Consider the following 17655-nt stretch of genomic DNA (forward strand, 5'->3'; position numbering starts at 1 on the left):
TGGTCCGCGCGCATCGTGTGCATCCGTGGCCGGCTACTACTCTCGGGGCCCCTTTGGCATCGGTCAACGGCGCCTGTAATGCCCTGTTACAGGGCCGGTACACGGCCGCTTCGCTCCCCGACTTTCGGTCGGGGGACTGTGCCTGAAATAGTTCCTCCCGATGTTCGCCATCCCTAGACTCCCCCGTGCAGGGGGCTCATCGGGGGACAAGTAGTGGGGCATGGAGTGCCGGAACTCGTACTGGAATTGAATGGACAGACCTGGACGTTGGACGCGTCCCGGTCATACACCCTCGGGCGCGACCCGCAGGGTGACATGGTGCTGGAGGACGCCCGCGTCTCATGGCGGCACGCCACCGTGCGGTGGAGCGGGCACAGTTGGCTGATCGAGGACCACGGCAGCACCAACGGCACGTACGTGCAGGGCCAGCGGATCCACCAGATGGAGATCGGCCCTGGCTCGACGGTGCACCTGGGCAACGCGACGGACGGCCCGCGGCTGAATCTCGCCGCTGCTGCCGCCCCGGCCGCAGACCTCTACAGCGCGCAGACCGCGATGGCTCCGGCGGTCCAGCCCGGCCAGCCCGCCCCGCAGCAGTACCAGCAGCCGGGCGCCCAGGGCTGGGGGCAGCCGGCCCAGGCCCAGCCCCCGCAGCACTACCAGCCCGGCCCGCAGCAGGGCGGCTGGCAGCAGCCGCAGCAGCCCTACGTCCCGCAGCAGGCCGCGCCGGCGCACGCGACTTCCGGCGGCGCCGCCGGGACCCCGCCCGTCTACGGCGACCGCAGCCCGACGAGCTTCCACCAGATGGCGGTCGGCCGGGTGATGCGCATCGGTCGTTCGCTGGACAACGAGCTGGTCGTCTCCGACCTCCAGGTCTCCCGGCACCACGCCGAGTTCCGGGCCACCAGCGACGGCCGCTTCGAGATCGTCGACCTCGGCAGCCACAACGGCACGTACGTCAACGGTCAGCCGGTCCGCCAGCAGATCATCGGCCCCAACGACATCGTCGGTGTCGGTCACTCGACCTTCCGGCTGGTCGGCGACCGGCTCGAGGAGTTTGTCGACACCGGTGACGTCTCCTTCTCGGCCCGCCACCTGACGGTCACGGTCGACGGCGGCAAGCAGATCCTCAAGGACGTCTCCTTCGGCGTCCCGGAGAAGTCGCTGATCGCCGTCATCGGCCCGTCCGGCTCCGGCAAGTCCACCCTGCTCAAGGCGCTCACCGGCTACCGGCCCGCCAACCAGGGCGACGTCCTCTACGACAACCGGAACCTCTACAAGCAGTTCGCCGAGCTGCGCCAGCGCATCGGTCTGGTCCCGCAGGACGACATCCTGCACAAGGAGCTCACCGTCCGTAAGGCGCTGCGCTACGCCGCCAAGCTCCGCTTCCCCGGCGACACCGCGGTCTCCGAGCGCGAGGCCCGCATTGAAGAGGTGCTGCGCGAGCTCAAGCTCGACATCCACAAGGACAAGAAGGTCACCGCCCTCTCCGGCGGCCAGCGCAAGCGCGTCTCGGTCGCCCTGGAGCTGCTGACCAAGCCCTCGCTGATCTTCCTGGACGAGCCGACCTCCGGCCTGGACCCGGGCATGGACCGCGACGTCATGCAGCTGCTGCGCGGCCTGGCCGACGACGGCCGTACGGTCCTGGTCGTCACGCACTCGGTCGCCGAGCTGGCGCTGTGCGACAAGCTGCTGGTGATGGCCCCGGGCGGCTCGGTCGCCTACTTCGGCCCGCCGGAGGAGGCGCTGAACTTCTTCGGCTACGAGACCTGGGCGGATGTCTTCTCGGCCTTCGAGAACTACCGCGACTACGACTGGGCGGGCCGCTGGAAGGGCTCGCAGCACTACCAGATGTACGCGGCCGACATCGACGCCGTCGCCCCGCAGTCCGTGCACGTCCAGCCGCAGATGGTCCACCCGCCCAAGGCGCAGAGCTGGGGCTCCCAGTTGTGGACGCTGGTGCGCCGCTACTGCTCGGTGATCGCCTCCGACCGCGGCTTCATCGCGCTGATGCTCCTCCTGCCCGCCGTCCTCGGCGGCGTGAGCTGTGTGATCCCCTCCGACTACGGTCTCGCGCCGCCCGCGCCGCACCACTTCAACCAGGACGCGGGCACGATCATGCTGATCCTCTCGGTCGGCGCGTGCTTCGCGGGTGCGGCCAACTCCGTCCGTGAGCTGATCAAGGAACGGGTGATCTACGAACGGGAGAGGGCCGTCGGCCTGTCCCGCTCCGCGTATCTGATGTCCAAGGTGATCGTCCTCGGAGTGATCACCGCGGTGCAGGGCGTCCTCATCACGGCCATCGGTTTCTCGGTCCGCAAGCTGCCCGAGCACGGTGTGGTGATCAAGAACCTGCCGGCCGCCGAGCTCTGCCTGGTGATCATCGCCCTCGGCTTCACCTCGATGATGATCGGCCTCGTGATCTCCTCGCTGGTCAAGACCGCCGAGAAGACGATGCCGCTGCTGGTGATGTTCGCGATCGTCCAGGTCGTCTTCACCGGCATCATGTTCAAGATCTACGACTCGCCGGGTGTCGAGCAGGTCGCCTGGCTGATGCCCTCACGCTGGGCCATCGGCGCCGCGGGAGCCTCGCTGAACCTCTCGCACATCATGGCCCCGATGGACAAGAACAACCCCAACAACCTCGACCCGCTCTGGTCGCACACCGCCGGCCAGTGGTCGATCGACATGGTCGTCCTCCTTCTCCTCGGCGCCGCCTGCGGCTTCGTGGTCGCCCGGCTGCTGCGCCGCCACGAGCCGGAGGTCATGCGCAAGTAACCGGCCCGTACGAACGCCGAAGGGCGGCGGCACCCGCGAGGGTGCCGCCGCCCTTCGGCGTTTGGCGGAGGTTTGTGCTCCCCGGCGATCAGTAGGCCGAGTTCACGTTGTCCATCGAGCCGTACACCTTGGCCGCGTAGTTGCAGGCGGCGGTGATGTTGGCGACCGGGTCGTAGATGTTCCAGGAGGTGCCGTCGACGTGGTACGCCTTGAAGGTCGGGTCGATGACCTGCAGCAGACCCTTGGAGGGGATGCCGGCGGCGGCGTTGGAGTCCCAGTTGTTGATGGCGTTGGGGTTGCCGGTGGACTCCCGCATGATGTTGCGGTAGAGGCCGTTGTAGGTGCCCGGGATGCCCTTGGCGTGCATGATGTCCAGGGCCTCCTTGATCCAGCCGTCAAGGTTGTTGGCGTAGGTCTTGGGGGCGGGCGCGGGCGCGGCCTTAACCGGCTTGCGCTCCTCGGAGCGGCTCGCGGCTTCCTTGTCGGCGCGCTCCTTGTCGGCCTTCGCCTTGGCGGCGGCCTCGGCGTCGGCCTTCTTCTTGGCCTCGGCGTCGGCCTTCGCCTGCTTGGCGGCGTTGTCCGACTGCTTGGAGAGCTCGTCCGACTGGGTCGCGCCGAAGGAAGAGGCATTCCAGGCGACAGGCTTCACGGAGGCGGCCTGCTGGCCGTTGCCGTCGGCCGAGGCACCCGGCACGAGCGCGAACGCCAGAGCGGCGGCGCCCGCGGCGGCGATGCCGGCGGCGGAGAACTTGTGGACCTTGGTCAGACGGGTATAGCCAGAGATGGGGGAGCGCATGCTGAGCAGAACCTCTTCCAATCGCGTGAGTCGCAGTGGCCCGGAACGGTGCGCGAAAAGCGCCGTACGTTCCGATCGACGGCGCCCTGCGACGCGGCAATTGTTAGCGGCTGCAAAAAGCTGTGGCAAAGGTGTGACGTACTACCCCGCTTCGTTGACGCGGGGGGTGCGGTCGGCCCGGCGAATCGACTCGCTGCCTGCTGAGGCGGCCCCTTATGGGCCCCTTACCCGTCCACTAGGCGGCTTCGTACGTGATGTGCGTCCCATGAGCGGGCTCACACCGGGGGCGGCGCACGCTCACCCGGTGTGCCCGAATCCCTACGCAAAGTTTGCTATCAAAAATGCTTAAGGGTTCGCTGCTACCCGCTCGCCCCTCGTCACACCTCGACGAGCGCCTGATCCAGGCTCTTGCGCACCAGATCCGGCACCCGGCAGTCCGCCGCCGGATACCCCACCGGGATCACCGCGAAGGCCTTCTCGTTTACCGGCCGCCCCAGCACCTCGGACAGGAACCGCATCGGGCTCGGCGTGTGCACCAGCGCCGCCAGCCCCGACAGATGCAGCGCGGACAGCGGCATCCCCACCGCGATGCCGACCGACTCGTCCACGTAGTAGTGCTTGCGCTTGTCCCCGCCCTCACCCAGCCAGTAGCGCTGCTGGAACACCACGATCAGCGCGGGCGCATCCGTCAGGTGCGGCTTGCCCTCGTCCGTGCCCAGCGGCCGCAGCGCGGCCAGCCACTCCTCGCCCAGTCGGCCGTCATAGGAGACGCGCTCCTCTTCCTCCGCGGCCGCACGGATGCGCCGCCGCACCTCGGCGTCCTTCACCAGGACGAACGTCCACGGCTGCTGGTGCGCCCCGGACGGCGCCGTCGCGGCGCACGCGATCGCGTCCTTCACCACCTGCTCGGGCACGGGGTCGGGGGAGAACTGCCGCACGGTCCTGCGCCGCCCCATCCGCTCCCGCAGCTCGGCGGCGCGGGCCAGCGACTCCTCGGTGGGCATCCGCTCGGGGCGGTAGGGCACCGGCCGGTAGGGATCGCCGTGGGTGGGCGTCCACTGCGTTGGTATAGACATATAGAAGAGTCTGGTGCTCAGTCCGGCAGGATGAGGTGGACATCCCCGAACTCGTGCCACAGATAACGGTGCGCCACCGCCGCCGGATAGCTGCGCGCCAGCAGCTGCGGACCGGCCACCGCCTCCAGCATCAACAGATGCGAGGCCGCGGGCTCGTGCAGCCCCGTCAGCAGCCCGTCCACCACCCGCACCCCGCGCCCCGGCGTCACCACCAGATCGGTCCAGCCCGACGCGGCCCGCACCACCCCCTCCGGCGAGGCCGCGGACTCCAGGGCCCGCACCGCCGTCGTGCCCACCGCCACGATCCGCCCCCCGGCCCCGCCGCCCGCCGCACGACGCCGGGCCCGCACGGCGTTCACCAGCCACGCCGTCGGCTCCGGCACCGCGAAGCGCTCCGCATACGGCGGCTCATGGGCCTCGGCCGACGCCACCCCGGTGTGCAGCGACACCGGCGCGAACAGCACCCCCCGCGCCACCAGCTCCGCCACCAGGCGCGCGGTGAACGGCCGCCCCGCACTCGGCATCTCCGCCGACCCCACGCCCTCGGGGCCGGGCAGCGCGAACACCGTCTGGTACGCGGACAGCGGCTGGTCCCGCTCCGTATAGACGTAGCGGATCGGACGGCCGTGCCGGCGCAGCAGAGCCCCCGCGTCCACCCCGCACACCCGCGCCCACCACAGCCGGGCACCGCCCGCCCCCACCGGCCCGGCGAACACCAGACGCCCGCCGCCCGGCAGCACCACCACCGTCCCGGCCGGGCCGCCCGGCCGCTGCCGGGTGCTGCCGCTGCCGTCGGGGGTGCGCAGCTCCACCGCCCAGCGGTCCGCGGCCGCGCGCGTCGAGAAGTGCACCACCACGGGCTCGTCGCCGACGTGCCCGTCCACCGCGGCGGGCAGCGTCCGCGAGGTGTTCACCACCAGGACGTCCCCCGCCCGCAACAGAGCGGGCAGCTCCCGGAAGGCATGGTGCTCGTCCCCGCCAGGCGTGCTCAGCAGCAGCCGCACCGCGTCCCTGCCCCGCCCCGGCCCCCGCTGCTCCGCGGGCACCCGCGCCGAGAGCTCCCCGGGCACCCGCAGCGTCGCCGGGCCGCTCATCGTGCGGCCTCCAGCAACGCCGGGGCGGTGTACCGCCCGCTCGGCGGACGCTCGTCCCACAGCCGCAGGAACGCCGGGGCCACCTCCTCGGGCAGCGGCCGGTCGGACAGGCCCTCCTGCGGGCACGCCGCCGCATACAGATCGGTGCGCATGTCGCCCGGATCCACCCACCACACCCGTAGGTCCGGCTCCTCCCGCGCCAGCACCGCCGACACATGGTCGAGCGCCGCCTTCGACGCCCCGTAGCCGCCCCACGTCTCGTACGCCTCGACCGCCGCGTCCGAACTCACGCAGACCACCGCCCCCGCGGCAGCCGCCCGCAGCAGCGGCAGCGCCTCCTGCACCAGCCCGAGCGCCGCCACCACATTGACCTCCAGCGCGGCCCGCAGCCCGTCCAGCGGCTGCCGCTCCAGCCGTACGATCGGCTCGGCGCCCAGCACGCTCGCGTTGTTCACCAGCAGGTCCAGCCCGCCCAGCCGCCGGGCCGCGGCCACCAGCTCCGCCCGGTGCCGGGCGTCCGTGACATCCCCGGGCAGCGCCTCCACCCGCACCCCTTCCGCTTCCAGCTCCGCGGCCGCGGCCCGCAGCGGCCCCGCCGAGCGCGCGTCCAGCACCAGATCCCAGCCGCGCCCGGCCAGCTCCGCCGCCAGCGCGCGGCCCAGCCCCTTCGACGCACCCGTGATGATCGCCACCGGCATCGGTCCCATCCCCTTCACTCCGGATTCCCGTGATCACCACTGTGGGCCGGGAGAGCCCCGCACCGCCTCGGCTGCGGGTCCCGGCCGCACGGGGAACTTCGTCGTAGGCCCGTGGAACGGCCCTAGGTCCCAAGGCCTACGGACGGCCGCCGCCGGTCCGATCCCGCACCCCCCGGACCTCGCATACCGTGAGGTCATGACCCACAGCCCCCGCTCCGGCCTCACCGCCGTGAGCACCGCGCTGCTCGCCATGAGCCGGCACCTCGAGGTGCGCGACGTCCTCAAGACGATCGTCGTCTCCGCCCGCGAGCTCCTCGACGCCGAGTACGCCGCGCTCGGCGTGCCCGACGACCACGGGGGCTTCGCCCAGTTCGTCGTCGACGGCGTCAGCGACGAGGAATGGAAGGCCATCGGGCCGCTGCCCCGGCAGCACGGCATCCTCGCCGCGATGCTCAAGGAAGCCACCCCGCAGCGCCTCGCCGACGTCCGCCAGGACCCCCGGTTCGAGGGCTGGCCCGCCGCCCACCCCGACATGTCCGACTTCATCGGCATGCCCGTCGCCGACGGTGACGACATCCTCGGCGCCCTCTTCCTGGCCAACAAACGATGCCCCAAGCCCGAGGGCGGCTGCGGCTTCACCGCCGCGGACGAGGAGCTCCTCGGCGTCCTCGCCCAGCACGCCGCCATCGCGCTCACCAACGCCCGGCTCTACGAACGCAGCCGCGAGCTCACCATCGCCGGGGAGCGCGCCCGCCTCGCCCACGAGCTGCACGACGCCGTCTCCCAGAAGCTCTTCTCCCTCCGCCTGACCGCCCAGGCCGCCACGGCCCTCGTCGACCGCGACCCCGCCCGCGCCAAGGAAGAGCTCCACGAGGTCGCCCGGCTCGCCGCGGAGGCCGCCGACGAGCTGCGCGCCGCCGTCGTGGAGCTGCGCCCCGCAGGGCTCGACGAGGACGGCCTGGTGGCCACCCTGCGCACCCAGGTCAAGGTCCTCGACCGGGCGCAGGCCGCCCGCGTCACCTTCGCCGCCCACGGTGTGCGCGCCCTGCCCGCCGCTCAGGAGGAGGCGCTGCTCAGGGTGGCCCAGGAGGCCCTGCACAACGCCCTGCGCCACTCCGGCGCCGCCGCGGTCGACGTCACCCTCGCCCGCCTGGGCCCCGGGGCGGCCCTGCGCGTGGCCGACGACGGTCACGGCTTCGACCCATCCGCCGTCCGCAGGGCGGGCCGGCACCTGGGCCTGGTCTCCATGCGGGACCGGGCGAACGGGGTCGGCGGCACGCTCAAGGTTGTCTCGGCGCCCGGCAAGGGCACCACGATCGAAATGGAGGTGCCCGGTGGCTGAGGACCGTGGTGAGAAGAGCAGCATCAAGGTGCTGCTGGTGGACGACCACCAGGTGGTCCGCAGGGGCCTGCGCACCTTCCTGGAGGTGCAGGACGACATAGAGGTCGTCGGGGAGGCCGCGGACGGTGCCGAGGGCGTGGACCGCGCCGAGGAACTGCGCCCCGACGTCGTCCTCATGGACGTGAAGATGCCCGGCATGGACGGCATCGAGGCGCTGCGCAGGCTCCGCGAGCTCGACAACGGCGCCCGGGTGCTGATCGTCACCAGCTTCACCGAGCAGCGCACCGTCGTCCCCGCCCTGCGCGCGGGGGCCGCGGGGTACGTCTACAAGGACGTCGACCCGGACGCGCTGGCCGGCGCCATCCGTTCCGTGCACGCCGGGCACGTGCTGCTCCAGCCCGAGGTGGCCGGGGCGCTGCTGTCCCAGGAGGAGAACGGCATCGGGCAGGGCCGGGGCAATGCGCTCACCGAGCGGGAGCGGGAGGTGCTGGCGCTGATCGCGGACGGCCGGTCCAACCGGGAGATCGCCCGGGCGCTCGTCCTGTCGGAGAAGACCGTCAAGACCCACGTCTCGAACATCCTGATGAAGCTCGACCTGGCAGACCGCACCCAGGCGGCCTTGTGGGCCGTCCGGCACGGCATCGGAGCCTGAGCGCCGGTAGCGGCAGCAGCACCAGAACGTCACGTTCTGATGAGAGATTCATGCGGTCGTGTGATTGTCCTTCCGCCTGCGCAACTCGACCGGCCGTGGCCCGTTTTCCATGGCGTGACCGCGGCGGCTGGCCGTGGCAAGGCTCTGGAAATTGCTCCAGGAAGGTCAAAGGAAGAGTGAAGAACATGAAGAAGGCCGCTGCTGTGACCCTCGCTGTCGGCGGTCTCGCCCTCGCCGGTGCCGGCGCCGCCTCCGCTCACGGGCAGGCGCAGGCCGAGTCGAAGGGCAACCCCGGCGTCGCCTCGGGCAACGTCCTCCAGGTGCCCGTCAAGGTCGCGCTGAACGCCTGCGGCGACACCGTCAACGTCGTCGGCCTGCTCAACCCGGCCCACGGCAACCTCTGCGTCAACGAGTAATCGCCGCGCAGTACTCGCTTTGCCGGCCGGTCGGCTCCGCCCACGAGCGGAGTCGGCCGGCCGAGGGTGATCAATCGTCCGAATGAGGGCAACACCGCCGATGGCCGTGCCGTCGGCGGTGCACTGGCGTTCATCAGTGCACGGCTCCCCTGGCCGGAGCCGACACGGTTCGTCAGCAAAAGGAAGACACCTCATGAACAATGCCAAGAAGGCAGCCCTCGCTCTGGCCGCAGCCGGTGTCGCCGTCGGCGCCTCCGTCGTTCCCGCGAGCGCCGACAGCGACGCGTTCGGCGTCGCGAAGGGCTCGCCTGGCGTCATCTCGGGCAACGTCATCCAGGTCCCGATCCAGATCCCGATCAACATCTGTGGCAACACCATCGACGTCGTGAGCCTCCTGAACCCCACCTTCGGGAACACCTGCATCAACGCCGACACCCACCCGGTGATGCACCACGAGGAGGAGCACCACGAGTTCCACCACCACGGCCGTGAGGGCCGTGAGAGCCATGGCCACGGCCGTGAGGGCCGCGAAGGCAATCGTGAGGGCCGCGAGGGCCGCGAGTAAACAGGTCTCACGCCCTGTGCCCCCATCGGCGGCACAGACACGCATATGGCAAGGCCCCGCGGACCGCTCGGTCCGCGGGGCCTTGCCATGGGCGAGCCTCAGTGGCCCTTCCGCTCGCGCTCCTCCACCATGGCGTTATACGCGGCCACCTGCGCCCGGCGCGCCGTCCGCTCCACCGGCAGCAGGGCCGCGGCACGCGCCGCGATCTCGGAGGCGCTCACCGCGCCGCCGTGCTCGCGCCCCTCGGCGTCCCCCGGCTCACGGGCGATGGCGATCAGCGCCCCCACCCGCTGCGCCAGCTCCAGCACGCGCGCCGCGCGCGGCGGATAGCCCGGCGCCAGCACCTCCCGGCCCCGCTCGGCGCGCGCCCGGTACGCCTCCAGCGCCGCCTGGGCCACCGGCCCCGACCCCGCCACGTCCAGCCGGGTGAGCACCTCGGTGGCGTCCCGCAGCGCCTCCGCCAGCTCCCGCTCGGCCTCCGACAGCGAGGGCACGTCGGCGGGCGGCGCATCCCGTACGGGCAGGCAGTGCCAGAGGACCTCCACGTGCACATCGCCCTCGGGTCCGGCCTCGGACACCTCCGGTACGAGCCCCAGTGCCGCGCCGGTGGCGACGACCGCCTCCCCGGCCTCCAGCGCGCGGGCGTTGAACTCCGGCGGCCCGCTCAGCCCCAGCAGGTGCCCCGGCACCGGCAGCGCCAGCCGCAGGCCCGTCGCCCCGAGGGCCCGCAGCCGGCCGAGCGCCAGGGTCAGGCCGACCGGGCCCGCCTCGCCGGGCAGACCGGTGACACGGTGGACCGCGTCACGTCCCGTGATGTGGTGCGCGGCGTCATCAGGCGCGGCAAATCCGGCAAGCAGGGCATTTCCCCACGCTGTCAGCCGTCCTGAGCGATGTTCATCGAGCATCCCCCCAGCCTAAAGACTGGAGCCGCCAACCAGTGGCGTAGGTTTTCCCTGGGGACTGCGCCGACAGGCGCAAGCGACGACGCGACTGCAATGGGAGACAACGCGCTCATGAGCGATGTGCTGGAACTGGTGGACGTATCCGTGGTCCGCGAGGGCCGGGCTCTGGTGGACCAGGTCTCCTGGTCGGTCAAGGAGGGCGAGCGCTGGGTGATCCTCGGACCCAACGGCGCCGGCAAGACCACCCTCCTCAATGTCGCCTCCAGCTACCTCTTCCCGAGCAAGGGCACCGCCCGCATCCTCGGCGAGAAGCTCGGCGGGGTCGACGTCTTCGAGCTCCGCCCGCGCATCGGTATCGCCGGCGTCGCCCTCGCCGACAAGCTGCCGCGCAGCCAGACCGTGCTGGAGACGGTCCTCACCGCCGCCTACGGCATGACCGCCACCTGGCAGGAGGACTACGAGAGCGTCGACGAGCAGCGCGCCCGCGCCTTCCTCGACGTGCTCGGCATGACCGACTTCCTCGACCGGAAGTTCGGCACCCTCTCCGAGGGCGAGCGCAAGCGCACCCTCATCGCCCGCGCGATGATGACCGACCCCGAGCTGCTGATGCTCGACGAGCCCGCGGCCGGCCTGGACCTCGGCGGCCGCGAGGACCTCGTCCGCCGCCTCGGCCGCCTCGCCCGCGACCCGCTCGCGCCCTCCATGGTCATGGTCACCCACCACGTGGAGGAGATCGCCCCCGGCTTCACCCACGTCCTGATGATCCGCCAGGGCAAGGTCCTCGCCGCCGGGCCCATCGAGCTCGAACTCACCTCCCGCAACCTCTCCCACTGCTTCGGCCTCCCCCTCGTCGTCGCGCGCAACGGCGACCGCTGGACCGCGCAGGGCCTGCCCCTGTCCTGACCCGCCCCGGCCCCGGGCGCACTGTCCGCGACCCCGGTCGCGCCCCTACCATGACCATGTGGACACATGGGCGTGGTGGCTCGTAGCCGCAGTCGGACTGGGCATCCCGCTGGTCGTCACCGCGATGCCGGAGTTCGGCATGCTCGCGGCCGGAGCCGTCGCCGCGGCGGTCACCTCGCACTTCGGCGGCGGTGCGGTGGCCCAGTTCGTGGTCTTCGCCGTCGTCTCCGTCGCCCTGATCGGCGTGGTGCGCCCGATCGCCAATCGCCAGCGCGCCCGGCGGCCCGAGCTCGCGACCGGGGTGGACGCGCTCCGGGGGCGGCAGGCCGTCGTCCTGGAGCGGGTCGACGGCAGCGGCGGCCGGATCAAGCTCGCGGGGGAGGTCTGGTCGGCCCGCTCCCTCGACGCCGAGCGCAGCTTCGAGGCGGGGGAGCACGTGGACGTCGTGGAGATCGACGGTGCGACGGCCGTGGTGATGTGACCGGCGGTCGTGATGCGGACGAGCTGGGCGCAACGGCTGCACGGCGGCGCCCGGTTCTGAAAGACTCCATCACAACGATCAACGACACAGGCACGGGGAGCTGGAGCCACGATGGAACCGATCATCATCGTCCTGATCATCCTGGTGGTGCTCGTCTTCATCGCACTCATGAAGACGGTGCAGGTCATCCCGCAGGCCAGCGCCGCCATCGTCGAGCGCTTCGGCCGCTACACCCGCACCCTCAACGCGGGGCTGAACATCGTCGTCCCCTTCATCGACTCGATCCGCAACCGCATCGACCTCCGCGAGCAGGTCGTGCCGTTCCCGCCGCAGCCGGTCATCACCCAGGACAACCTCGTCGTCAACATCGACACCGTCATCTACTACCAGGTGACCGACGCCCGCGCCGCGACCTATGAGGTCTCCAGCTTCATCCAGGCCATCGAGCAGCTCACCGTCACCACCCTGCGCAACATCATCGGCGGCATGGACCTGGAGCGCACCCTCACCTCCCGCGAGGAGATCAACGCGGCCCTGCGCGGCGTCCTCGACGAGGCCACCGGCAAGTGGGGCATCCGCGTCAACCGCGTCGAGCTCAAGGCCATCGAGCCGCCCACCTCCATCCAGGACTCGATGGAGAAGCAGATGCGCGCCGACCGTGACAAGCGCGCCGCGATCCTCACCGCCGAGGGCATCCGGCAGTCGCAGATCCTCACCGCGGAAGGCGAGAAGCAGTCCGCGATCCTGCGCGCGGAAGGCGAGGCCCGCGCCGCAGCGCTCCGCGCCGAGGGCGAGGCCCAGGCCATCCGCACCGTCTTCGAGTCCATCCACGCCGGCGACCCCGACGAGAAGCTGCTCTCCTACCAGTACCTCCAGATGCTCCCGAAGATCGCCGAAGGCGACGCCAACAAGCTCTGGATCGTGCCCAGCGAGATCGGCGACGCCCTCAAGGGACTCAGCGGCGCCGTCGGCAACTTCACCCCCAGGAGCGGCGGAGGCACCGGCGGTGGCGGCGCCAAGTTCGGCAAGGAGACCCCGCGCCGCGAGCAGCCCCCCATCGACTGACACGGCCGAGCGCCGACACAGCCGAGCCGGGTCCGGACAGCCTTGTCCGGACCCGGAGTTCATGGTGCCGGACGAGCACCTTGGTGCATGATCAGTGCGGCCCCCCGACCTCTGACGGCGGGGAGGCGACACACTGAATGTAAGGAGATGGCCTTGTCCATCTGGGAAGCACTCGCGGTCTTCGCGGCCGGCATCGGCGCCGGCACCATCAACACCATCGTCGGCTCAGGCACCCTCTTCACCTTCCCGGTGCTCCTGGCCACCGGCCTGCCGCCCGTCACCGCGAACGTCTCCAACACCATCGGCCTCGTCACCGGCAACATCAGCGGCGCCATCGGCTACCGCCGCGAACTCGCCGGCCAGCGCCGCCGCGTCATCCGCTTCGGCATCACCGCCTTCATCGGCGGACTCACCGGCGCCATACTCCTGCTCGCGCTCCCGTCGAAGGCATTCGACGCCATCGTCCCCGCGCTCATCGGCATCGCCCTGGTCCTCGTCGTCCTCCAGCCCCGGCTCGCCAGGGCCCTCGCCCGCCGCCGCGAGCGCAACGGCACCGACGCCCACACCGACGGCGGCATCGCCCTGCTCCTCGGACTGCTGATCTCCAGCGCCTACGGCGGCTACTTCGGCGCCGCACAGGGCGTGCTCTACCTCTCCCTCATGGGCCTGCTGCTCAGCGACGAACTCCAGCGCATCAACGCGCTCAAGAACGTCCTCGCCGTCGTCGTCAACGGCGTTGCCGCGGTGTTCTTCCTCTTCGTGGCCCACTTCGACTGGCTCGCCGTCCTGCTCATCGCCACCGGCTCCACGCTCGGCGGTCAGATAGGCGCCAAGGTCGGCCGCCGCCTGCCGCCGACGGCGCTGCGCGGCGTCATCGTGGTCGTCGGCATCGTGGCCATCGCGCAACTCCTGCTGCGTTAAAGGCAGGACGCGCGGCACGGCGGGCAAAACCCGGGCCCGGAACGGGAGAACGCTCCGGGCCCATCCCCCGTGGTGAACCCGGGCCCGGAGCGCACAGCAGACGTGGTCACCCGGCGCACAGCCGGGCTCCGACGGACAGCCGGCGCGATTGCGCCCCGCCGCCCCCGCCACTGCGGTGCCTGCTGCCCGACGGCCGCATGCGAAGCCGTCGGCCATGCACCACTGTGCGATCCGGGGCGCCGGGGCGCAACGGAATTTCCGGTCGCCGTGCGCCGCCTTCGTACGAGCGGCGCCGGCAGCGGCCGTACGGGTCGTCAGCCCGCCGCGGGGTTCTCGTACTCGCCGATCAGCTGGGCCCGGGCCAGCGCGTGGAAGCGCAGATGGAAGCCGACGACCGCGGGCGAGGCCTCCGCGTCCGGTCCCAGCTTCTGCTTGTCCACCGCGTAGACGGTGAAGACGTACCGGTGCGACCCGTCCCCGGGCGGCGGTGCGGCACCGCCGAAGTCCCGCGTCCCGTAGTCGTTGCGCACGTGCGTCACGCCGTCGGGCAGCCCCTTCATGTCACCGCTGCCCGCACCGGCCGGCAGCTCCGTGACGTCGGCCGGGATGTCGAAGAGCACCCAGTGCCAAAAACCGCTGCCGGTCGGCGCATCCGGGTCGTAGCAGGTCACCGCGAAGCTCTTCGTCCCGGCGGGGAAGCCCTCCCAGCGCAGGTGCGGCGACAGATTGCCCCCGCCGAAGACCTGAGCCTCCTTGAGCGTCGCCCCCGGCGCCACGTCGTCGCTCACCACCGTGAACGACGGAACGGGCGGATGGAAATCGTGCGGAAGCGGCCGCCGCTTCTGCTCGGATGCCTCGGACACCGAATACACCTCCTGTACCGCGCGGACAGCTGAAACCGCCAGCCTAACCAGGCCCGGGCGGCAGGAGCTGCGACCATACGACGTGTGCTTCGACGTGTACTTCACCCATCCGTACGCCGCCGCCCGGCGGGCCGCGCCATGCGCGCCCTGACCGCACTCCTGGCGGGCGTGGCGCTGCTCCTGCTCCCCGCATGCTCTTCCTCGGGCGGCCACAAGACCCAGAAGTCCCACCCCGCCTCCTCCTCACCCGCACCGGGCACCCCCGGCTGGGCGAAGGGCATGAAGACGGTCACCGAGGACAAACTCCCGCCCGAGGCCCGGCGTACCCTCGAACTCATCGACAAGGGCGGCCCCTTCCCGTACGACAAGGACGGCACGGTCTTCGGCAACCACGAGAACCGGCTGCCCAAGCAGACCCGCGGCTACTACCACGAGTACACCGTCCCCACCCCCGGTTCCCGCACCCGCGGCGCCCGCCGCATCATCACCGGGAACCACGCCGAGCGCTACTACACCGGCGACCACTACCAGACCTTCGAAGCGGTGGTGAAGAAATGACCGCCCACCTGCCCGCACCCGGCCTCTCCGCCCTCCTGAACGGCCCCACGCCGCCGGGCGTCTACCGCCTGCCCCCCACCCAGACGCCCGATCAGGTGGCGGCATCGGCCGCGGAGGCCGACTGGCGGGTCGCGCGGCTGCGCCTGGACGGCGTCCGCGACAAGGCCGCCTTCCTCGACCGCTGCCCGGTCGACCTGGAATTCCCCGACTGGTTCGGCCGCAACTGGGACGCCCTCGCCGACTGCCTGACAGACCTGTCCTGGTGGCGCGAGGCAGGCAAGTCCCGCGGCTATCTCGTCATCGCCCAGGACTGGGCGGCCTTCGACAAGGCCGCACCGGACGACGCCCGCACGGCAGAGGCGATCTTCCAGGAAGCGGTCGACTTCTGGGCCGACCGTGAATCACCCCTGACCGTGCTGCTGGACTGAGCCCCTACAACCAGTTGCGCTTGCCGCCGACCTCGGCGAGCCACTGGTGCAGGTAGGCGGCCCAGTCCGTCTGCCCGTAGGAGTGCAGATCCACCGTGAACGACCGGTAGGTGTCGCTGCCCGAGCTGAAGAGCCCCGGCTTCTTGTCCATCTCCAGCACGACGTCCATCTCGCGGTGGTCGGCGACGAACGACAGCTCCACCTCGTTCAGCCCCCGGTACTGCTCCGGCACGCGGAACTCGATCTCCTGGTAGAACGGCAGCCGCTGCCGCGTCCCGCTGATGTGCCCCCGCTCCAGGTCGGCGCTCTTGAAGCCGAAGCCGAGCCGCCCGAACGCGTCCAGAATGGCCTGCTGGGCGGGGAGCGGATGCACGTTCACCGGATCGAGGTCCGAGGAGTCCACCGCACGGGCGATCGCGAGCTCCGTCGTCACCCCCACGCTCATCCCCGTCAGGTGCCGCCCCATGAACATCGTGATCGGCGTCTCGAACGGGATCTCCAGCCCGAACGGCACCGTGTGCACCGCCCCGGGCTGCACCTCGAAGGCCCCGCCCAGCCGTACGCGCGTGAACTCGACGTCCTGCTTGTACTCGCGGTCGTCGCCCTCCACCTCGACCCGCGCCTGCAGGCCGACCGAGAGTCCCTCGATCTGCTGGGGGACGGAACCGCCCTGGATGCGCACCTCACCCTGCACCACACCGCCGGGAACGACGTTCTCCTCGAACAGCACCGTCTCCACCGAGGCGCCGCCCGCGCCCAGGCTCGCCAGGAGCTTCTTGAAAACCATCGCTCTTCCTCCCCGAGCCGGGTCCGTCCCCCGGCCCTTTCCATTACGCTCGACAGGCATGATCGCCGCGCCTGACCGTATGCCACTCGCCCGGGAGTTCTTCGACCGTCCCGTGCTGGAGGTCGCCCCCGAGCTGCTCGGCCGCATCCTGGTGCGTACGACCCCCATGGGCCCGATCGAGCTCCGCATCACGGAGGTCGAGGCCTACGACGGCGAGGCGGACCCCGGATCGCACGCCTACCGGGGCCGCACGGAGCGCAACGCCTCGATGTTCGGCCCGCCCGGACACGCGTACGTCTACTTCATCTACGGAATGTGGTTCAGCCTGAACCTGGTGTGCGGCCCTGAAGGCACCGCCAGCGGCGTCCTGCTGCGCGGCGGCGAGGTGATCAAGGGCACCGACCTCGCCCGCGAACGCCGCCCCAAGGCACGCCACGACCGCGAGCTGGCCCAGGGCCCGGCCCGCCTGGCGACGGCCTTGGACGTGGACCGCTCGCTCAACGGCACCGACCTCTGCGCGGGCCCGAACGCCCCCCTCTCTGTACTGACCGGACACCCCGTCCCGAGGCGCCGGGTGAGCAACGGCCCGCGTACGGGCGTCGGGGGAGAGGGCGCCACCCACCCTTGGCGCTTCTGGGCCGACGGCGACCCGACGGTCAGTCCGTACCGCGCCCACGTGCCCCGGAACCGGGGGAAGCGGGAGACATGACCAGCGGTGCTTGACTTGGTGGGGCGGAGGGCCTAACGTAGCCCGAGCCGCTTGAGACGGGCAGCGCCGTGTGCGCGTACCGCTGGGACGGCACAATCACTACTACGAGGGTTCCCCGGACTGGGGTCGTATTCGGCGTGCCGAAATACGGGACCGAATGGCTCGATTAGAGGCCAGCCGGAAAATCCGCTAAAGTAGTGAACACCCCGCCGACGGGGAATCGGAAACAAAATTCCGGGCCGGAAACGGCAAGGAAAAGGATCTGATAGAGTCGGAACACGAAATACCGAAGGGAAGCGCCCGGAGGGCCCGGTGAAACGGGACCGAAGGAAGCGTCCGTTCCTTGAGAACTCAACAGCGTGCCAAAAGTCAACGCCAGATATGTTGACACCCCGTCCATCTTGATGGATGAGGTTCCTTTAAAAGTCCTTCCTTAGGGAAGGCACACAGCGAGGACGCTGTGCACGGCCGGGCTTATTCCGCCTGGCTGTGCCGCTCTCGTGGTGTCGACCGGATTACCGGTAAACATTCACGGAGAGTTTGATCCTGGCTCAGGACGAACGCTGGCGGCGTGCTTAACACATGCAAGTCGAACGATGAAGCCCTTCGGGGTGGATTAGT

Annotated in this window: 19 protein-coding genes and 1 rRNA gene; 13 read left to right on the plus strand and 7 right to left on the minus strand. The window is 70.8% G+C overall.

Annotation, left to right across the window (positions count from 1 at the left end; translation table 11 throughout):
• Positions 1-213: 213 nt before the first annotated feature.
• Complete coding sequence (locus tag FHS39_RS10510) at positions 214-2778, plus strand: FHA domain-containing protein (RefSeq protein ID WP_184348617.1); 2565 nt, start codon at positions 214-216, stop codon at positions 2776-2778.
• Positions 2779-2866: 88 nt separating this feature from the next.
• On the opposite strand, the gene FHS39_RS10515 is transcribed toward FHS39_RS10510, so the two are convergent.
• The 4 genes from FHS39_RS10515 to FHS39_RS10530 form a co-directional block, all read right to left on the minus strand.
• The gene (locus tag FHS39_RS10515; protein WP_184348618.1) at positions 2867-3574 is read right to left on the minus strand and encodes a transglycosylase SLT domain-containing protein; all 708 of its coding nucleotides are present in this window, start codon (positions 3572-3574) and stop codon (positions 2867-2869) included.
• A gap of 377 nt (positions 3575-3951) precedes the next feature.
• A complete protein-coding gene (locus tag FHS39_RS10520; RefSeq protein WP_184348619.1) occupies positions 3952-4650 on the minus strand; it encodes a nitroreductase family protein in 699 nt (232 codons plus the stop codon).
• Between the two features lie 17 nt (positions 4651-4667).
• A complete protein-coding gene (locus FHS39_RS10525) occupies positions 4668-5744 on the minus strand; it encodes an S-adenosylmethionine:tRNA ribosyltransferase-isomerase (RefSeq protein ID WP_184348620.1) in 1077 nt (358 codons plus the stop codon).
• A complete protein-coding gene (locus tag FHS39_RS10530) occupies positions 5741-6442 on the minus strand; it encodes an SDR family NAD(P)-dependent oxidoreductase (RefSeq protein WP_184348621.1) in 702 nt (233 codons plus the stop codon). Before FHS39_RS10530 ends, FHS39_RS10525 begins: the two co-directional genes overlap by 4 nt.
• 196 nt (positions 6443-6638) lie before the next feature.
• Between FHS39_RS10530 and FHS39_RS10535 the strand changes: the two genes are divergently transcribed.
• The 4 genes from FHS39_RS10535 to FHS39_RS10550 all read left to right on the plus strand — a co-directional run bounded on the left by FHS39_RS10535 (position 6639) and on the right by FHS39_RS10550 (position 9417).
• A complete protein-coding gene (locus FHS39_RS10535) occupies positions 6639-7784 on the plus strand; it encodes a GAF domain-containing sensor histidine kinase (protein ID WP_184348623.1) in 1146 nt (381 codons plus the stop codon).
• Positions 7777-8436 carry a response regulator gene (locus FHS39_RS10540; RefSeq protein WP_184348625.1) on the plus strand — a complete coding sequence of 220 codons (660 nt, stop codon included), beginning with the start codon at positions 7777-7779 and terminating at the stop codon, positions 8434-8436. Before FHS39_RS10535 ends, FHS39_RS10540 begins: the two co-directional genes overlap by 8 nt.
• Positions 8437-8612: 176 nt before the next feature.
• Positions 8613-8852, plus strand: coding sequence for a chaplin family protein (locus FHS39_RS10545; protein WP_184348627.1), 240 nt, complete (start codon positions 8613-8615; stop codon positions 8850-8852).
• 193 nt (positions 8853-9045) lie between these two features.
• Positions 9046-9417 carry a chaplin gene (locus FHS39_RS10550; protein ID WP_184348629.1) on the plus strand — a complete coding sequence of 124 codons (372 nt, stop codon included), beginning with the start codon at positions 9046-9048 and terminating at the stop codon, positions 9415-9417.
• 98 nt (positions 9418-9515) lie between these two features.
• On the opposite strand, the gene FHS39_RS10555 is transcribed toward FHS39_RS10550, so the two are convergent.
• A complete protein-coding gene (locus FHS39_RS10555) occupies positions 9516-10322 on the minus strand; it encodes a hypothetical protein (protein WP_184348631.1) in 807 nt (268 codons plus the stop codon).
• A gap of 108 nt (positions 10323-10430) precedes the next feature.
• On the opposite strand from FHS39_RS10555, the gene FHS39_RS10560 reads away from it, so the two are divergent.
• The 4 genes from FHS39_RS10560 (at position 10431) to FHS39_RS10575 (ending at position 13689) form a co-directional block, all read left to right on the plus strand.
• Complete coding sequence (locus FHS39_RS10560) at positions 10431-11222, plus strand: ABC transporter ATP-binding protein (RefSeq protein ID WP_184348633.1); 792 nt, start codon at positions 10431-10433, stop codon at positions 11220-11222.
• Between the two features lie 58 nt (positions 11223-11280).
• The gene (locus tag FHS39_RS10565; RefSeq protein WP_184348635.1) at positions 11281-11703 is read left to right on the plus strand and encodes an NfeD family protein; all 423 of its coding nucleotides are present in this window, start codon (positions 11281-11283) and stop codon (positions 11701-11703) included.
• A 111-nt stretch (positions 11704-11814) separates the two neighbouring features.
• Positions 11815-12768, plus strand: coding sequence for an SPFH domain-containing protein (locus FHS39_RS10570; protein ID WP_184348637.1), 954 nt, complete (start codon positions 11815-11817; stop codon positions 12766-12768).
• A 153-nt stretch (positions 12769-12921) separates the two neighbouring features.
• A complete protein-coding gene (locus FHS39_RS10575) occupies positions 12922-13689 on the plus strand; it encodes a sulfite exporter TauE/SafE family protein (protein ID WP_184348639.1) in 768 nt (255 codons plus the stop codon).
• Positions 13690-14003: 314 nt separating this feature from the next.
• Here the strand turns inward: FHS39_RS10575 and FHS39_RS10580 are convergent, their stop codons facing one another.
• Positions 14004-14561 carry a YbhB/YbcL family Raf kinase inhibitor-like protein gene (locus tag FHS39_RS10580; RefSeq protein WP_184348641.1) on the minus strand — a complete coding sequence of 186 codons (558 nt, stop codon included), beginning with the start codon at positions 14559-14561 and terminating at the stop codon, positions 14004-14006.
• Positions 14562-14690: 129 nt separating this feature from the next.
• Here FHS39_RS10580 and FHS39_RS10585 point away from each other — a divergent pair, with 129 nt between their 5' ends.
• Both FHS39_RS10585 and FHS39_RS10590 read left to right on the plus strand, forming a co-directional pair.
• Positions 14691-15110, plus strand: a complete 420-nt coding sequence (locus FHS39_RS10585; protein WP_184348874.1) for a guanyl-specific ribonuclease — start codon at positions 14691-14693, stop codon at positions 15108-15110.
• Positions 15107-15538 (plus strand): barstar family protein, encoded by a 432-nt coding sequence (locus FHS39_RS10590; protein WP_184348643.1) that lies wholly within the window; start codon positions 15107-15109, stop codon positions 15536-15538. Before FHS39_RS10585 ends, FHS39_RS10590 begins: the two co-directional genes overlap by 4 nt.
• Positions 15539-15542: 4 nt before the next feature.
• Here the strand turns inward: FHS39_RS10590 and FHS39_RS10595 are convergent, their stop codons facing one another.
• On the minus strand, positions 15543-16325 hold the full coding sequence (locus FHS39_RS10595) for a sporulation protein (RefSeq protein ID WP_184348645.1): 783 nt from the start codon (positions 16323-16325) through the stop codon (positions 15543-15545).
• Between the two features lie 58 nt (positions 16326-16383).
• On the opposite strand from FHS39_RS10595, the gene FHS39_RS10600 reads away from it, so the two are divergent.
• Together FHS39_RS10600 and FHS39_RS10605 are read left to right on the plus strand one after the other, a co-directional pair.
• Positions 16384-17034, plus strand: a complete 651-nt coding sequence (locus FHS39_RS10600) for a DNA-3-methyladenine glycosylase (protein WP_184348647.1) — start codon at positions 16384-16386, stop codon at positions 17032-17034.
• 528 nt (positions 17035-17562) lie between these two features.
• Positions 17563-17655 (plus strand): 16S ribosomal RNA (locus FHS39_RS10605); the annotation flags it as partial.

Origin of the sequence: Streptomyces olivoverticillatus, from assembly GCF_014203555.1 — a bacterium.
GTDB classification, from domain to species: domain Bacteria; phylum Actinomycetota; class Actinomycetes; order Streptomycetales; family Streptomycetaceae; genus Streptomyces; species Streptomyces olivoverticillatus.

What these genes read in the sequence shown, in the direction of transcription:
- FHS39_RS10530 (WP_184348621.1), bottom strand. Translation starts at nt 6,442, where the DNA reads ATGCCGGTGGCGATCATCACGGGTGCGTCGAAGGGGCTGGGCCGCGCG.
- FHS39_RS10535 (WP_184348623.1), top strand. Translation starts at nt 6,639, where the DNA reads ATGACCCACAGCCCCCGCTCCGGCCTCACCGCCGTGAGCACCGCGCTG.
- FHS39_RS10600 (WP_184348647.1), top strand. Translation starts at nt 16,384, where the DNA reads ATGATCGCCGCGCCTGACCGTATGCCACTCGCCCGGGAGTTCTTCGAC.
- FHS39_RS10520 (WP_184348619.1), bottom strand. Translation starts at nt 4,650, where the DNA reads ATGTCTATACCAACGCAGTGGACGCCCACCCACGGCGATCCCTACCGG.
- FHS39_RS10590 (WP_184348643.1), top strand. Translation starts at nt 15,107, where the DNA reads ATGACCGCCCACCTGCCCGCACCCGGCCTCTCCGCCCTCCTGAACGGC.
- FHS39_RS10585 (WP_184348874.1), top strand. Translation starts at nt 14,691, where the DNA reads ATGCGCGCCCTGACCGCACTCCTGGCGGGCGTGGCGCTGCTCCTGCTC.
- FHS39_RS10525 (WP_184348620.1), bottom strand. Translation starts at nt 5,744, where the DNA reads ATGAGCGGCCCGGCGACGCTGCGGGTGCCCGGGGAGCTCTCGGCGCGG.
- FHS39_RS10595 (WP_184348645.1), bottom strand. Translation starts at nt 16,325, where the DNA reads ATGGTTTTCAAGAAGCTCCTGGCGAGCCTGGGCGCGGGCGGCGCCTCG.
- FHS39_RS10570 (WP_184348637.1), top strand. Translation starts at nt 11,815, where the DNA reads ATGGAACCGATCATCATCGTCCTGATCATCCTGGTGGTGCTCGTCTTC.
- FHS39_RS10515 (WP_184348618.1), bottom strand. Translation starts at nt 3,574, where the DNA reads ATGCGCTCCCCCATCTCTGGCTATACCCGTCTGACCAAGGTCCACAAG.
- FHS39_RS10560 (WP_184348633.1), top strand. Translation starts at nt 10,431, where the DNA reads ATGAGCGATGTGCTGGAACTGGTGGACGTATCCGTGGTCCGCGAGGGC.
- FHS39_RS10555 (WP_184348631.1), bottom strand. Translation starts at nt 10,322, where the DNA reads ATGCTCGATGAACATCGCTCAGGACGGCTGACAGCGTGGGGAAATGCC.
- FHS39_RS10550 (WP_184348629.1), top strand. Translation starts at nt 9,046, where the DNA reads ATGAACAATGCCAAGAAGGCAGCCCTCGCTCTGGCCGCAGCCGGTGTC.